The organism is Labilibaculum sp. DW002 (genome assembly GCF_029029525.1).
GTDB lineage: Bacteria > Bacteroidota > Bacteroidia > Bacteroidales > Marinifilaceae > Paralabilibaculum > Paralabilibaculum antarcticum.
The window spans coordinates 206661-223579 of sequence record NZ_JAKJSC010000002.1 but is presented as its reverse complement, the minus strand read 5'-3'; the positions used below and the strand labels follow the sequence as shown (position 1 = coordinate 223579).

The 16919-nt window shown below is 36.4% G+C and carries 9 protein-coding genes and 1 other RNA gene; 3 read left to right on the top strand and 7 right to left on the bottom strand.

Annotated elements, in window-relative coordinates; genetic code table 11:
- Window positions 1–228: 228 nt before the first annotated feature.
- Complete coding sequence (rho, locus tag L3049_RS12535) at window positions 229–2025, bottom strand: transcription termination factor Rho (protein ID WP_275110163.1); 1797 nt, start codon at window positions 2023–2025, stop codon at window positions 229–231.
- A gap of 309 nt (window positions 2026–2334) precedes the next feature.
- Between rho and L3049_RS12530 the strand changes: the two genes are divergently transcribed.
- Together L3049_RS12530 and rpe are read left to right on the top strand one after the other, a co-directional pair.
- The gene (locus L3049_RS12530) at window positions 2335–3201 is read left to right on the top strand and encodes a sigma-70 family RNA polymerase sigma factor (protein ID WP_275110162.1); all 867 of its coding nucleotides are present in this window, start codon (window positions 2335–2337) and stop codon (window positions 3199–3201) included.
- A gap of 117 nt (window positions 3202–3318) precedes the next feature.
- On the top strand, window positions 3319–3969 hold the full coding sequence (gene rpe, locus L3049_RS12525; protein WP_275110161.1) for a ribulose-phosphate 3-epimerase: 651 nt from the start codon (window positions 3319–3321) through the stop codon (window positions 3967–3969).
- A 44-nt stretch (window positions 3970–4013) separates the two neighbouring features.
- Here the strand turns inward: rpe and L3049_RS12520 are convergent, their stop codons facing one another.
- The gene (locus tag L3049_RS12520) at window positions 4014–5246 is read right to left on the bottom strand and encodes an NAD(P)-dependent oxidoreductase (RefSeq protein ID WP_275110160.1); all 1233 of its coding nucleotides are present in this window, start codon (window positions 5244–5246) and stop codon (window positions 4014–4016) included.
- A gap of 257 nt (window positions 5247–5503) precedes the next feature.
- Here L3049_RS12520 and ssrA point away from each other — a divergent pair.
- Window positions 5504–5905: a transfer-messenger RNA gene (ssrA, locus tag L3049_RS12515) on the top strand.
- Between the two features lie 202 nt (window positions 5906–6107).
- On the opposite strand, the gene bglX is transcribed toward ssrA, so the two are convergent.
- The 5 genes from bglX to L3049_RS12490 all read right to left on the bottom strand — a co-directional run bounded on the left by bglX (window position 6108) and on the right by L3049_RS12490 (window position 16894).
- Window positions 6108–8351, bottom strand: a complete 2244-nt coding sequence (bglX, locus tag L3049_RS12510; protein ID WP_275110159.1) for a beta-glucosidase BglX — start codon at window positions 8349–8351, stop codon at window positions 6108–6110.
- A 199-nt stretch (window positions 8352–8550) separates the two neighbouring features.
- Window positions 8551–9417 carry a hypothetical protein gene (locus L3049_RS12505; RefSeq protein ID WP_275110158.1) on the bottom strand — a complete coding sequence of 289 codons (867 nt, stop codon included), beginning with the start codon at window positions 9415–9417 and terminating at the stop codon, window positions 8551–8553.
- Between the two features lie 18 nt (window positions 9418–9435).
- Window positions 9436–10947 carry a RagB/SusD family nutrient uptake outer membrane protein gene (locus L3049_RS12500; protein ID WP_275110157.1) on the bottom strand — a complete coding sequence of 504 codons (1512 nt, stop codon included), beginning with the start codon at window positions 10945–10947 and terminating at the stop codon, window positions 9436–9438.
- A gap of 19 nt (window positions 10948–10966) precedes the next feature.
- Complete coding sequence (locus L3049_RS12495) at window positions 10967–14095, bottom strand: SusC/RagA family TonB-linked outer membrane protein (RefSeq protein WP_275110156.1); 3129 nt, start codon at window positions 14093–14095, stop codon at window positions 10967–10969.
- A gap of 78 nt (window positions 14096–14173) precedes the next feature.
- The gene (locus tag L3049_RS12490; RefSeq protein WP_275110155.1) at window positions 14174–16894 is read right to left on the bottom strand and encodes a carbohydrate-binding protein; all 2721 of its coding nucleotides are present in this window, start codon (window positions 16892–16894) and stop codon (window positions 14174–14176) included.
- Between the last annotated feature and the right edge of the window lie 25 nt (window positions 16895–16919).

The following is a 16919-nucleotide window of genomic DNA, read 5'->3' as shown; positions in this document are numbered from 1 at the left end:
TTTTTGCAATCTAGAGATTACAAAAAGCTTTTCTTTTTGCAATTTATACTTATTTAAAATAAGCCTGAGTTTCTAAATAAAAAACTACAAATAAAGCACTTAACATTTTATATTGGTAAAAACTCTGCAATCCAGTAAGATTTCTGCTAATCCGAAAATTTTAAATCAAAAAAAGGGTAGTGATATCAATCACTACCCTTCTATATCTTATATAATAAGAAAAGATTCTTACTTATCGTTCATCGAAATTAAGAACTCTTCGTTCGAACGTGTCTTACGCATTCTGTCACTAATAAACTGCATTGCTTCAACAGAGTTCATGTCAGTTAAGAAGTTTCTTAGTACCCAAATACGGTTCAGCTGACCTTCGTCAAGTAATAGATCTTCACGACGCGTACTTGATGCAGTAAGATCCACCGCAGGGTAGATACGCTTGTTAGATAATTTACGATCTAACTGAAGTTCCATATTACCAGTTCCCTTAAATTCTTCGAAGATTACTTCGTCCATTTTCGATCCTGTTTCTGTCAATGCAGTAGCAAGGATTGTTAATGAACCACCATCTTCAATATTACGGGCAGCACCAAAGAAACGCTTAGGCTTATGAAGAGCGTTAGCATCAACACCACCAGAAAGAACTTTTCCTGAAGCTGGAGAAACTGTATTATAAGCACGAGCTAAACGCGTAATAGAATCTAATAGAATCACAACATCGTGACCACACTCAACCATACGTTTTGCTTTTTCAAGAACGATGTTAGCAACACGTACGTGACGCTCTGCCGGCTCATCGAATGTAGAAGAAATAACCTCTGCATTTACCGAACGTGCCATATCAGTAACCTCCTCAGGACGCTCATCAATCAAAAGGATGATCATATAAGCTTCTGGGTTATTAGCAGCAATCGCATTAGCAACCTCTTTCAATAAAACAGTCTTACCCGTTTTTGGTTGTGCTACGATCAAACCACGCTGACCTTTACCAATAGGAGCAAACATATCAACTACACGAGTAGAAAGGCTGCTTTTACCTTTTCCAGTTAAGTTGAATTTCTCATCTGGGAATAAAGGAGTCAAGTGATCGAAAGGAACACGGTCACGAATCACCTCTGGTAAACGACCGTTGATTTTCTCAACCTTAATCAATGGGAAATATTTTTCGCCTTCTTTTGGAGGACGAATTGTTCCTTGTACTGTATCACCAGTTTTCAAACCAAAAAGCTTGATCTGTGATTGTGATACGTAAATATCGTCAGGAGAATTCAAATAGTTGAAATCTGAAGAACGAAGGAAACCATAGCCATCTTGCATGATTTCAAGAACACCAGAGTTGCTGATGATGCCATCAAACTCAAAAGGTCTTTCTTTCTCACGACGCTCAAAACGTTTTCTGTTTGGATTCTCTGGTCTATCTGTTTTAGCAGGTCGCTCTGTTCGCTCCACAGCTTCAACTTCAGTTTTTTCTTGCCCTTCTTCTTTCTCTTTCTCTTTTTCTTGCCCTTTCTCTTTTCTTTCAGGTCTTGGCTGTCTTGGAGGTCTTGGCTGTCTCGGAGGTCTTTCTGCTCTTGGCGTATTTTCTTCAGCTACAGCAGGAGCTTTCTCAGCAGGAGCATCAACTTGCTCTACTTTAGCTTCCTCAACTGGCTTTCTTTCTGGTCTTTCTTGCGCAGGCTTTTCTTCTCTTCTAGGCTTTCTAGGAGCAGGTTTTTCAACCTCTTTTTTAATTTGTGCTGCTGCTTCTTTTACGACATCCTTAACCGGCTCTTCGGTTTTTCTTCTTTTGCGTAAAAGTGATTTTGGCTTTTCTTCGCCTGTCTTAATTTCAGCATCAGACTTCTTAGGTCTTCTGCGTGGAGCTTTTTTTTCGGTAGTTTTCATTTCCGAAGCTACAATTGCCTGTTGATCAAGGATTTTATAAATCAAATCCTGTTTCTTAAAAGACTCAATTTTTTTAATATTGAGTTCTTTAGCGATTTCTCGTAATTCAGGCACAAGCTTCTTGTTTAATTCAAGAATATCGTACATAAACGGTATATTAATATTTTTTGGGTATTGTTATTTAGATAGAAATTGTATTTAGAACAATAGGGAACCTGATCTTTCGACCTCTAAATGAGAAGAATTAATCTGAATTCAATTGCAATATTACGGAATTAGTTATAATTCACAAAAAATAAATGGCTTTATTCTTGAAAACGAGCTAACAAGTTAGAAAAAGGCTTACACTTTAAATCTCCTTCTGAAAGCCGCATAAATTTCTTTTTTTAAATCATTTTGCTATATTTAAGTATAAGTGGGAGGGCTTCTTTCGCATTAAATACCATTAAATCCACTATGAGACAACTAAAAATCACAAAGCAAGTCACCAACAGAGAGACCCCGTCTCTGGATCGTTACTTGCAAGAAATTGGCAAGGTAGATCTTGTTACTGCCGAGGAGGAAGTAGCCTTGGCTCGGGAAATAAAAAAAGGCAGCAAAGCAGCTCTGGATAGATTGATCAAAGCAAATTTAAGATTTGTTGTTTCAGTCTCTAAGCAATATCAAAATCAAGGATTAAGTTTATCCGATTTGATTAATGAAGGTAACTTAGGCCTTATTAAAGCCGCTCAGCGTTTCGATGAAACTCGTGGATTTAAATTTATATCTTATGCTGTTTGGTGGATTCGTCAATCGCTTTTACAAGCATTGGCAGAGCAATCGCGAATTGTAAGGTTACCACTTAATAAGATTGGATCTATTAATAAAATTAGCAAAACACTAGCTCAATTGGAGCAGGAGTATCAGCGTGAGCCATCTCCTGATGAGGTTGCTAATGTTTTGGATATGAGTCCTAAGGATGTTAAAGAGGCTATTAAGGCTTCCGGACGTCAGATATCTATGGATGCACCAATTAATTCGGAAGAAGATAATACTCTATATGATATTCTTTTAAGCACCGATGATATTGGTCCGGATAAAATACTGCTCCGGGATTCCTTGATTATTGAAATTGAGCGTTCGCTTTCAACACTATCGAATAGAGAAGGGACAATTATTCGTATGTATTTTGGTTTAAAAGGGAATCCGCCATGTTCTCTTGAAGAAATTGGTAAGGAGTTTGATTTGACTCGTGAGAGAGTTCGTCAGATCAAAGAAAAGGCTATTAAGAAAATGAAATCGACATTTAGATCGAAGATATTGAAAACTTATTTAGGAGAATAACTTAAAATTTTAGGGTGAGAAAAAGATAAGAATTACTGGTAAATACTCATTTACCACTTCTTATCTTTTTTTTGTTTATATATTTGCGTCATATTTAAACCAAAAGTAAACAAGCAAATGCAAACAATAATTTCACCGTCCTTATTAGCTGCTGATTTTATGAACCTTGGCTCTGACATAGAGATGGTTAATAATAGTCAGGCCGACTGGTTCCACTTGGATATTATGGATGGGGTATTCGTACCTAACATATCTTATGGACTTCCTGTTATCGAACAAATCAATAAAATAGCTAAAAAGCCATTGGATGTTCATCTTATGATTGTAGATCCAGATCGCTACATAGAAGCATTTAAAAAAGCTGGAGCCGATATTCTAACCGTACATTACGAAGCTTGTACTCATTTGCACAGAACAATTCAAAACATTCATTCTCATGGCATGAAAGCAGGTGTTTCTCTAAACCCCCACACACCTATTTCTGTTTTGGAGGAAATCATTACTGATATCGATGTTGTTCTTTTAATGAGTGTCAACCCTGGCTTTGGAGGTCAAAGCTTTATCGAAAGCACGTATAATAAAGTAGAAAAATTAGCAAAGCTGATTAAAGAAAAAAATACTGAAGTAATTATTGAAATTGATGGAGGTGTTAATCTTGAAACAGGCAAAAAACTAATAGAAGCTGGAGCAGATGCTTTAGTTGCTGGAAGCTTTGTTTTTGGTGCTAAAGATCCAAATCAAACCATATCAGATTTGAAAAATCTATAAGAAAATATAAAAAGACCAAATGTTTCACATTTGGTCTTTTTAGTTTATACCGACACAGCATCTTTCCCTTCTAAATAATCTTGCAAATACTCAAAAGCTGGCATCAATTTTCCTCCTTTAGCAATTGTTGCTCTTTCTAGAATCCCATCTGGATCTTCGTTAAATAAGGCCTCATATACATTTTGATACAAGGCTTCTCCAAAATCTATTGAGGAATCTCTAGGCAACTCACCAGGTAAATTATCTACAGCCATTACAGTAACATTCTTCTTATCTACAAATGGAATTGTTTCTTCTTCGTTAAAACGATCATATCCATAAAAAGATGAAGCTATTGTTGACGGACGTAAGGTTGATGCAATAGGACCATTTATATCACAACTCACATCGGCAATTACCGAAATTTTAAAATCATCTTCTTTATAATCTTCTGGCAAAATGAATTTAGGAGCTTTTGGATCCCAATAATGACAAGCAATATATAAATCTGCCACTTTTGTAAATCGTTTAAATGTAGATCTATATTTCTCTGGGTTCGCATAAAAATCTTTCAAATTAAATTCTGAACCATCTATTCTTTCAACATATTGATCTGGATCAATTCTACACACAACAGGTTCATCATACTCTTTATTTAAAAATTCATGGGCCGTAACTTCTTTAAGATTCAATATTCGAATCGTCTGCATTGCTCCATTCGCAACTCGACCACCTCCTGTAATTAATATCTTCACAGGTTTCAATTGTACTTTTCGTAAATGATGATACATCTCCTCCATATCTTTACAAAAAATTGCAGATGGGAGATCAAAAAAATCAGTTCTCATTCCTCTAGCACGCAAAGCTTTATACGCACCAACAACACCAGCCCAATGACCAAACGCAACCAATCTTTTATGAGACTTATCTGTTAAATATTCATAATCAATTAAAGTGATGTTTCGCTTGATAATCTGATGTAATAATTCTCGGTTGTATATCTGTTTTTTGGCTGTATGCGAGAAAAACAAATAGGTCTTATTCGGAATTAATGTTGGAATACTTACCTCTTTCACACCTATTAAAATATCACATTCACGTAAATCTTCAGTTAGAAAAAAGCCTGCCTTTCGGTATTCAGCATCGGAATAACAACGAATATCGCTTGGTTGAATAAAGATACTAACATTAGGATATTTATTTAAAATTTGCAATCCTGTAACTGGGGGAATAGCAACTCTTCGATCTGGTGGATTTTTGGTTTCTCGGAGAACTCCGACTCTAATTCTATTCTTCATAAGGCACGTTTTAAAAGGCTAGTGTGTGATTTCAAACGAAAAAAAGTTTGTTTATTTTATTCTCGTCCTTCTAATTTAATAAAACTTCCAGAGAATTAACACCAAAAGATCCTTATTCTATGTAATAATTATTATTTGTTTACCTCTGATATTTAATCTACTAAGCTTTAAAATATAGCCTTATTCGATTATTTATGAGCTTTATCTAAAAAAACGGATGCGATATGCCTGAATTTTTTTAGCTTTGTGCCAATTCTGGGGCTGACGTGGCTTTTGACAGCATGAAGAATTAATATGTAAGCATGTCGAGCATTGTGTATCTGGCTCGTAAATATCAGGTCACAAACTTTGTAATTGGCGAAAATAACTACGCTCTTGCTGCCTAATCGAATTATAGTAGATTAAGCTTTATCATCGCTCTAGGAGCGAAGACGAGACATCCCGCTTATGGTCTACCTTGTTCCGGTAAGTATATGGGATGCTATCAATTCAGGGTTAGTTGGCTTCACGCTTTGGGGAGTTGGCGAAATTAAAAAGATAAGGTCTAGCTTCGGGTGTCCTTTCCCTAACTAGATTCGAAAATTAATAACGGACTATGCATGTAGAAAGCTTATTAGTCGCATGTTTGGACCAGGGTTCGATCCCCTGCAGCTCCACTTAATATAAAAACACCTTTAAGTCAGAAACTTAAAGGTGTTTTTGCATTAATACCCTCCTTCTTTACTTAAAAATTTGGCACCTATGAAATACCTGTTTTCAACCAATAAAAATAGGTAATTTAAATACTTAATTAGTGCATAAAAAAAACCTCCTCCCAATTAATGAGAAGAGGCAATAATCTAATCTATGAAAAAAAAGGTGTTATTTAATCTCAAATGAATTTTCCAAATTGGCATTGGAATCTCCACCAACCCAAACCTTAAATAATCCTGACTCTACAACTTTCTCAACTGCCTGATTATGAAAAGCCAATTCATTCGCAGGAATAGTAATACTAATTTGTTTTTCCTGATTTGGAGCTAATTTTACTCTCTCAAAAGCTTTTAGTTCACGAACCGGTCGTGTTACGTTTCCTACAAGGTCACGAATGTATATTTGTGCTACCTCTTCAGCTTCAAAATCACCTGTGTTTTTTAATGTAAATGATAACTTCACTTCTTCATTCGCTTTAAGTATTGGAGTTTGTATTTTCAAATCTGAGTACTCAAAAGTCGTATAGGATAATCCATAACCAAATGGAAACAACGGTGTAAATCCATCATCAAGGTAATGAGATGTGTTTCCTAAAGATGTCTGATATGTTTTTACTGGAATATCATCAATAGATAACCAATTTGAAGGATTCACAGGACGACCACATGGCTTATGGTTATAGTGCATTGGAATTTGCCCTACTGATTTAGGAAATGTAATTGGCAGCTTACCTGAAGGGACAACATCTCCAAAAATAAGATTAGCGATTGCTTTTCCACCCATACATCCAGGATGCCAAGCATACAATACCGCATTAGATTTACTAATTTCATCACCAATGCAAAGTGCTCTACCTGCCATAACAACCATAATTACTGGTTTGTTCAACTTGGCAATTTCATTTACCAATTCAGTTTGTGCACCAGGTAAATCAATATGAGCTCTGCAATGTGCTTCACCAGAAATAATCGCTTCCTCACCAAGACATAGAATTATAGCATCAGAATTTTTTGCCGCCTTAATCGCATTATTAAAACCTGCATTAGACTTATCTCTTGAATATTTAAGGCCTTTAACGTATGTCACTTTTCTACTCCCTAGTATCTCTTTAATTCCTTCAAGTGGAGTTACAGAATACAAACTGTCACCATCAAAATTCCATGTGCCACTTTGTTCGTATTTTTCATGTGACATAGGTCCAATAACTGCTACTGAATTGATCTCTTTTGACAGAGGCAACAATTGATTCTCATTTTTTAAAAGAACAACACTTTGTTCAGCTGCTAATAATGCAGCTTCCAAACTCTCTTCTTCACCGAAAATATTTTGCTTCTCCTCTGGCACATATGGATTATCGAACAATCCCAACTTAAATTTGGTTTGTAATATATTTCGAACAGCATTATCTAAAAGATTCTCATTTATCGCATCATTATTAACTAGGTCTGTGAGATTTTCAAAATAACATCTAGATGCCATTTCCATGTCAACACCTGCATTAATTGCCTTAAGAGCTGCATCTTTTTCATCTGCAGCAAAACCATGTGCAATCATCTCACTTATGGATGCCCAATCGCTAACAACCATACCATCAAACTGCCACTCTTCTCTTAAAATATCTTTAAATAGAAATTGATTCCCCGAAGCTGGGATGCCGTTTAAATCGTTAAATCCAGTCATGAATGTCATGATACCAGCATCAACAGCAGCTTTAAAAGGTGGTAGGTAAACATCTCTTAACTCTCTTTCGGGAATCAAAGTGGTATTGTAATCTCTTCCTCCTTCAGCCGCACCATATCCCACAAAATGTTTAGCACATGCTGCAATTTTACCGTTTGCAAATGTTGTATTTTCATCTCCTTGAAATCCCTGCGTGCTTGCAATTGCCATCTGTGATACCAAGTAAGGATCTTCTCCAAAACTTTCTGCAATTCTTCCCCAACGCGAATCTCTTGAAATGTCAATCATAGGAGCAAATGTCCAGTTTACACCCGACGATGAAGCTTCTGCAGCTGCAACCTCTGATCCTTTCTTAACAATTTCAGGATTCCAGGTTGCTGCCAAGCCTAAAGGAATAGGAAATGCTGTTTTAAAACCATGAACAACATCTCTACCAATAAGTAAGGGAATACCTAAACGACTTTCTTCAATTGCTATTCTTTGAATTTCGTTGACCGTTTTAACATTCACCTCATTAAGTATTGAACCAATTCTACCAGCTTTAATGTTCTCTTTCAACTCGTTTGGTATATCACCACCAAAGCCATTGATTTGAGCCATTTGTCCAATCTTCTCTTCAATAGTCATTTTAGCCAATAATTCTTCAACTCTAGGATCTGAACCATCATGGGATAGACCACAAGCTTGAATAAAGAATAAGCTTATTAAAAGAATATATATTTTATTAATCATCTCATTATTATTTTACATCCACTATTGTGGACAAAAAAAAGGCTTTATAGCAATAGTAAATTGATCGTAATAGTTATAAATGCCTCTTGTATTTAAAAATCGCTAAATGTTACACGCAGATTTCTTTTACATGTAATTAAATCCTAGTCATATTAAAAGCCTGACTAACATTGCAGTCAGGCTTTTAAATCATTTGTTTTTATTGAACTGAACGAAATTCTACATTATCTATGTAAATACCGTCCTTCATATCGCCACCGCCACCTCGAATAAGAAGGTAAACAGTTCCTGAAGCAGTAGCAGTAAAAACTCCATTGGCTTCGGTAGAACTTCCTACGCTAGTAAATTTGCCTCCAAATGGTGCATTTCCTGTTCCATCCCAGGTATTAATTTTTAATAGTATTCCACCATCATTGTAATCACCCGATACTGTTGCCGGATCACTATAACCACAGTAAACCTCAAACCAGGTATCAGAACAACCTGTAGTTGAACCTACAAACATATCAATTTGATAAGTGCGACCTTCAACAACCTCTATAGCTTGATAAATACCATTACCACCCCAGCTTGGTGCAGTTAAATTAGCATTCCCTTCACTAAAGTCCCAGGTACCATTACCTGCTCCAGTACCACCAATAGTCCATAGTGCAATATCATCATCAGATGCAAACTTGCCTCCTTTAACTAAATTACCTGCAATTGGATCTGAAGTTTCAACATCAACCATAGTAGACACTTCACTACTAAATATTCCACCTGCTCCAACTACTTTATGCTTTATTTCATAATCTCCAGCATCAGGTAAGAACAATTCAAATGAATTACCTCCAGTGGAGAAGCCAGTTCCTTCTCCTAAATCCCAATAATTGCTAATTACATATTCGTTACTATTGGCTGTAATTTGATATTTATTTGCGGATGTTTCCTCCACTGAAAATGTTGCGTCCAACATTTGTTCTGTTACAGGTTCTTGATCGTCATAGGTATCCTGGCTACAGGAAACCATTCCTAAAGAAATCAACATGACGAAAAGTCCTATATATATAGTTTCAATACGCTTCATAATTTTATTTTTTGATCTTTAATAAGCATTTTGTGTTAAACCGCTATCTGAATCTATCTCCGATTGCGGAATTGGCAGATATTTTTTATTCTCAGACCATGTATTTGTTCTGTACTCATTAGGAACAAGCGTTGTTACTGCCATTCCTGTACGAACCAAATCCCAGTAACGCTTACCTTCTCCAACAAACTCTAAGCGTCGTTCCTGAATAATATTGTCAACTGTGGCAGTTAGGCTACCAACACCTGCTCTATCTCTAACTTCGTCTAAATAATCTTGAGCACTTCCAGATCCTGACACTCCTCGTGCTAGCAGTTCTGCAGCATTTAGTAATGTTTCAGAATATCTATAAACTCTAAGATTATTATTAAAATTCATATCTGGCGAAGCTGAAGCACCTTCGTTACCATTAGCCCTTGGAAGGTATTTTTTCAAGAAATTACCAGTATCCTGATAACGACCTTCGTAAGTTGCTCCTGTTTGAGCCGAATATGTAGCAAAGTTTAAAATTCCACCATCTTTGCGTTGATCAGTATCATCATACAAATCATATATTTCCTGGCGAACTGGTTCAAATCCCCAACCACCATCAAAATCACTACTTCCTGATAAACTGTTAATTCCAATCAATTTAGGATAAACGGTACCACCATCACCAATGGCATGTCCCCAATCTTTTGCTCCGTTAATACTAAAATAATTCACTTCAAAAATAGATTCATTGGTCCACTCACCACTTGCTTCCCAAATATTTGCGAAATCACTATTCAAACCATAATTCTGACTTGAAATTATTTCATTCATATAAGCCAAAGCAGTTGAATAACGACTTTCGTCATTTTGATACATTACTACCTCAGCGTAGATCATATATGCCATTGCCAAAGAAACACGCCCTGTATTTTCAGAAGTTGTTTTCATTGGCAAACCACCATTATCAATAGCATCTTCTAATGTAGTAACGATACCTTCATAAACTTCATTAGCACTTAACTGATCAGCTGTATAAGGAAAATCCAGATTTGTTTCGTAATAAGGTAAATTTCCCCATAGCTTCCATAACCACATGTAATAGTATGATCTTAATACTTGGGCTTCTGCTAAATAAAGTGCTTTAGTTGGCTCGGTAATATCCTGAACATCATCCATATATTCCGATACAGCATTGGCACGCTTTACTCCAGAATACAATGTTGTCCACAAATCGCCACAAACAATTTCAGGAGTCGCATCATAATTAAACATCTTATGCAGAACTGCCTGATCACCTTGGTCGTTACCACCAACATAAACATCATCAGACATAACATCCGAAACCAAATTCAATTGAACAAATTGTCCCCAGGCATAGTCTGTCCATGACAATGGATCGTAAGTCGCAACAAGAGCTTCAAAAATACGCTCCTCTGTATTATAATAATCATCTATCAAAACACTGCTTGCAGCATCAACTTCAAGGAACTCCTCTTTACAAGATCCCAAAAGGATAGAAAAAAGAACGGTAAAAATTAAAATATATTTATTCTTCATTTCTTTATGTTTTAAGTCGTTAAAAAGACAGGTTTACACCAACTGTATATGTTCTTGCCTGTGGGTAAATACCACGATCAATTCCAAGAGAAGTTCCTCCTGAAGAGATTTCTGGATCAAAACCTTCATACTTTGTGAAAGTGAAAAGGTTTTCAGCAGAAACGTAAAAACGCAAACTCTTCACAAATGCTTTATTAACGAGATTTTTTGGTAAAGTATAACCTAAGGTTACATTCTTAACACGCATATAATCCCCTTCTTTAACGTATAGGTCAGATGACAACCAATTGCCATTATTGTCTGAGAATGAAAAACGTGGAATTGTATTAGATGTACCTTCTCCTGTCCAACGATCTAGCATATATGCAGGTAAATTGATGTAACGTAAGTCTGTACGTCTTGTAGCATCATAAATATCATTCCCAACAGTACCTTGCAACATCATGCTAAAATCAAAGCCTTTGTAATCAATACCTATATTTAAACCATAAGTCCAATCCGGCATACCTTTACCAATCTTGGTACGATCTTCATCAGTAATGGTCCCATCGCCATTAATATCCACAAACCTTACATCACCAGGAACAGCATCCCCCTGTATTAAACCACCTTCATTGTTAACATGTGCATTAACTTCTGAAGCGTTTTGAAAGATCCCGTCTGTTTTATAACCGTAAAAGAAAGGAAATGGCATACCATTTTCAGCTCTTGAAATTGTTCCCACATTCGCATAACCATCATAGTTGGCAAAACCATCCGCATTACCCAGATTAACCAATTCGTTTTCCAGATATGAAGCATTACCACTAAGCTTAAAGTTTAAATCACCAATCTTAAATCTGTATCCCAAATCGAATTCAACACCCCAGTTTTTCATGTCTCCAACATTACCAGTTGGTTTTGATTCACCAACATAAGAAGGGATAGCCATGGTCATCAACATACCATTGGTTTTTTTATCATAGTAATCAACAGTAAAAGTCAATGCATTATCTAGGAAACCAAAATCAAGACCTATGTCAGTTTGCTCTGATTCTTCCCACGCCAATAAAGTATTAGCCAAACCTGATGCTTTAGTTCCGTTTACTAATGTTCCATCGCCAGGTCCGAATGCGTAGTTATTTCCTGTAGAAGTAAGAGCAGTATAACCAAAAGCGCCAATATTTTCATTACCGTTTTTACCCCACGAAGCTCTCAACTTTGAAGAAGTAAACCACTCTGGACGAGACTCCATGAATGCCTCTTTTGTAATATTCCATCCGAAAGAAAACGATGAGAAAGTACCGTATTTTTTTCCTGGACCAAAGTTCGATGAACCATCTCTACGAATCGTAGCCTGGAACATGTACTTCTCTGAAAAGTTATAGCTTAGTCGAGCAAAAATAGATGATAATGTATGCGGGCTCCAAGCTCCACCACCAGCAGTTTGATCTCCATTTGCAGCTGTACCTGTAGTGAAATCAATATTGGCTTTATCACCATTCTCTTCAACCATAAACTTATTGCTTCCGCTTAAACTACGACCCGTAGTTTTTTTCGCAGATTGCCCCAACATGATGTTGAAATTATGCTTTTCGTTAATGCTCTTCTCGTATGTTAAGATGTTTTCGACCTGCCAAGTAAATCCTCGATTCATACTTGACCACACTTTTGAATCATCAACATAAGAAGATTTTCCTAAGTAATATTCAGGAGTCCAACCATCATTTCCCCAGAAAGCTAAATCAGTACCAAATGAAGAGCGAATCTTTAAATTATCCCAGATATTTAATTCACCCCAAAAAGAAGACACAAACTTGTCTGAATTATCCTCGCCACCTGGCAAAGCAAGCTGAGCTACCGGGTTTGTAATTTCATTATAATCGTCACCTGCAATTGTATAAATCAACCCATTCTTTGAGTCACGAACAGCTGTTGGATGAAGGGCAGCGGCAGCAGCCTGATCTTCTTCATATAAACCTAACAATGGCGAAAATGAGATTGCGCCGCCAAGAGCAGAACCATACTCTGAGTTTGTTCCAATACCTTTAGAATTAATTCTTGTGTAGGCAATATTAACCCCAGCTGTGAATTTATTTAAAAAGTTACGGTCCTTATTATCCAAAAGATTATAGGTTGTATTTGATCTTAATGAAATTCTCTCATAATTAGAACGATCGAAATTTCCACCCACAATACCATCCTGCTTATAATATCCAGCAGAGAAATAGTATAGAACTTTATCAGAACCACCACTAACACTCAATTGGTGGTTTTCAACAGGAGCATTGTCATAAAAAACCTCATCTTGCCAATCTGTTCCTTTACCCAAAGCATAAGGATCATCATATCTTTTCTCTTCTCCCGAATTTACCAATCCTTCATTAATCAATAAAGCATATTGTTGGGCATTTAATACATCTCTTTTGTTCCACTTACTTTGCAAACCTTTTGAGAAATTATAGTTTACAGATAATTTCCCTTTACTCCCATTTTTTGTTGTTATCAGAATAACTCCATTGGCAGCACGAGCTCCATATACTGCACCCGATGCAGCATCTTTAAGAACCTCAACAGACTGGATATCACTTGGATTTAAATAATCTATTCCTCCTCCAATTGGCATTCCATCCACAATATAAAGTGGATCACTATTGTTAATTGTACCGATACCACGAATACGTACTTGTGAAGAAGCCCCCGGCTGACCTGAAGTAGAAGTAACAGTAACTCCTGAAGCCAAACCTTTTAGTGCATTGTCAATGCGAACAGGAGCTATATTATCCAAATCTTCGGATGACACTTTTGCAATAGAAGCAGTTACAACGCTTTTTTTCTGCACGCCATAACCGACAACCACAACTTCATCCAATCCAGTAGCTTCAGTTTTTAGAATTACATTAATTTCAGTTTTATCACCCACAAGAATTTCCTGAGTTGAAAAACCGATAAGAGAAAATACCAATACATCTTCTTTAGATACTTCAATAATAAATTTCCCATCAAAATCTGTAGAAGTACCAATAGTAGTGCCTTTTATCACTACCGATGCAAAAGGCAATGACACGCCATCTTCCGAAGATCGCACAATACCATTCACGAAATGTTTCTGTGCAAATGTTTGAAGGCAAAACATAGCCAGAATTAAAAACAAGACTGTTTTTTTCATAGATTATTAGTTAAGATTTATATAAAATGATTCGTATTAGGTTACAAATCCAGTGTTAGTTTCTAAATGGTTTGGGTACTATCTAACAATCATCACCTTTATGGTTTGATTTGATTCATCGCTACTAACATTTAGTAAATAGGTACCCGAAGGAAATGGTTTAACATCTATTGATGTACTTTGAGACGAAACTGATTCAGACACAACTTGTGCTCCTCTCATATTAAATAGCTTGATTTCTTTTTGTGAGAAACCTTCAAAGTCAATTTTTAGTAGGTCGGAAGTTGGATTAGGATAAACTTTCATCTTCATATTCAGAATATCATCCCCTATTCCTGTTGGAATACCAAAAGCTATCCAATTTAAATTGTGTTCCCCAGATTCAGAAACAAGTCTTAAAACAGTTTTCCCTTGTGGTAAATCAACACTGATTGATTTTGTTTGCCATGACTGCCATCCATTAGTGCTTCCGAATGATATGCTTTCATTGTTTACCATCTCTCCATCTTCCGAATTCATTACTTGAATTTTAGCACTTTTTTCTGTGGCAACTCTAAATTCCATATTAAACGTTCCAGCTTCAGGAACAAACAGCAGATATTCTAAATAATCTCCATCGGAAGCATAAGCGGTATTTTCACCACCACCAGCATCGGTACAATTTTCTATTTCGAATCCTTTATTTGTTATGAAATTCTCTGCTTGAATTTTTCCTGGAACTTCATAATGGCGGTAAAAGTTATTTTTAACACTTACATCAGAAAAATTCTCTAGCTCCTGTTCGTCTGACTTAATACTGTTGCCATTATAAGAAATGGTAATGTTGTGATTGTAAAACAAATTCTCGTTGGTGATCAATATGATCTGTTGATTGTTCTCTTCGTTAAGGTATAAATCAGAAATATCGATATTCGTACCATCAACTTTTAACTCAAACTCGTTACTATTGATCTCATTTTCCTGTGATGTAACTGACTTGTTAAAGTCAAGATAGATTTCGTTATCAATTTTTTCAGAACTAGCTTTAAGAAGTTCGAATGGTACCTCTGACACACTGCCGGTCTCAATCAAAGTGAAATAGTTTACATTTAAAGTACCGCCATCAAAAACCAACCTTAGTTTAATTTCTCCTTCAGGCAAGATGATATTCTCAATACTTGTGGTCGCAAAAGCTTTCCAGCCTCCGGTAGATGACACCTCGAATACATCGGATACTCGCTTTCCATTCACTTCGATATGTATATTTGCATTACTTTCGCTGGCTGTACGCAATTCAAGTCGATATGTAGCTAGAGCCTGAGATTGAATCGTATACTGCAACCATTCCCCTTTTTCTACCCAACCAACATTGTATCCATTTGTAGCTTCAGTGTCACTACATTTTTCAATATCAACACCATCATTACGATATTCCCATCCTATATTCCATGCCTTGAATTCATTCGTATTCAGGTGATAATTGGCTGTATCAACATCAAAATAGGCGTAATCGTTTCTTCCTAAGTCATAATCAACGGCAAAAATATTCTCACCTGTTGAATGCTCTTTAAAAGGAAGTGTTTCTGTAGAATGAGGCTGACGAATTAATGCATCGATCACATCTCTTTGTATGGTACAATTCTCAAATCTGTGATTATCAGCAAAGGTCATCACTGCATTATAGGCCTCATCCGAAGTCATACTCGCATTGCCTTTCCACATTTCAATCAATTGGGTATAATCAGCATTGGTCTCTACTTTAAGAACATTGTTGATACCAGATTTTTTTACTGGCCACCATGACCAACCTACATTATTATCTTCCGATAAAGCAACCAAATTTGCAAACCAAGTGTTCGAGTTTTCTCCCGTTTCACCTAGCCAGATAGGCCGATTGTGCTCATCTCTAAAATCAGTAATCCATTTTAAGGCATTTGCATCATTGTAATTCCAATACTTGTGGAAACTGTATGCCATATTGTCGTCCCATGCTGGCGTTAGACCAGAAAAATCATTAGCCCATGAATTACCTTCAATAAATATGATGTGATTTGGATCTACAGCTCTAATGGTATCGGTAATTCTACCGTATAATTCTCTAATTTGTGAATTGTTTCCTTCAGGAAAGGTCCAATTAATTTCATTGATCAGATCGTAACCACCAATCCATGGAGAATCGCCATATCGCTCAGCGAGATTTCGCCAAAGTGCAACTGCTTTATCTTTATTTAAATCGTCCTCCCAAAGGCTTGGTTTTGTATCATCATAATCAGAAATATCCGCATTGGCACCCTGACCACCAGGAGCTCCATGTAAATCCAAAATCAGATACATTTGATTCTCCTCACACCACGATAAAAGATCATCTATCATGTCAAATCCTTTATCTTTCCAGGTAATTTCTCCCTGAACAGGTTCTTCTTCAATTGGCGGAGTAAACCATTTGTAATGCATGGCGACTCTAAGCGAATTAAAGCCCCATGCAGCCATTGAATCAACATCAATTTTTCTGAAGTGATTAGCCAGCCAAGCTTCATAAAACTCTTCAGTTCTTGTTTCTCCTATGGTTTCTTCTAATTTCTTTCTGAATTCATGTTGAGTACCTGCTACATCAGCACTCTGCATCATATAACCTTCCTGCAACATCCAGTTTCCGGTTCCGATACTTCGAATAATAAAATTCTCACCATTACCATCTACTATGCTTTTACCATCAACATGAAGATATCCTTGTGCTTTTAAGGTTACAGAAGGGAATAAAAAAAACAAGCACAGCAGAATTGTAGTAGCAAAGACTTGTTTGAAAGTTGAAGTGGACATGATTAATTTTTGTTTGGGTTTAACG

Coding starts and splice junctions, on each gene's coding strand:
- rho (WP_275110163.1), bottom strand. CDS start 2,025: ATGTACGATATTCTTGAATTAAACAAGAAGCTTGTGCCTGAATTACGA.
- L3049_RS12530 (WP_275110162.1), top strand. CDS start 2,335: ATGAGACAACTAAAAATCACAAAGCAAGTCACCAACAGAGAGACCCCG.
- rpe (WP_275110161.1), top strand. CDS start 3,319: ATGCAAACAATAATTTCACCGTCCTTATTAGCTGCTGATTTTATGAAC.
- L3049_RS12520 (WP_275110160.1), bottom strand. CDS start 5,246: ATGAAGAATAGAATTAGAGTCGGAGTTCTCCGAGAAACCAAAAATCCA.
- bglX (WP_275110159.1), bottom strand. CDS start 8,351: ATGATTAATAAAATATATATTCTTTTAATAAGCTTATTCTTTATTCAA.
- L3049_RS12505 (WP_275110158.1), bottom strand. CDS start 9,417: ATGAAGCGTATTGAAACTATATATATAGGACTTTTCGTCATGTTGATT.
- L3049_RS12500 (WP_275110157.1), bottom strand. CDS start 10,947: ATGAAGAATAAATATATTTTAATTTTTACCGTTCTTTTTTCTATCCTT.
- L3049_RS12495 (WP_275110156.1), bottom strand. CDS start 14,095: ATGAAAAAAACAGTCTTGTTTTTAATTCTGGCTATGTTTTGCCTTCAA.
- L3049_RS12490 (WP_275110155.1), bottom strand. CDS start 16,894: ATGTCCACTTCAACTTTCAAACAAGTCTTTGCTACTACAATTCTGCTG.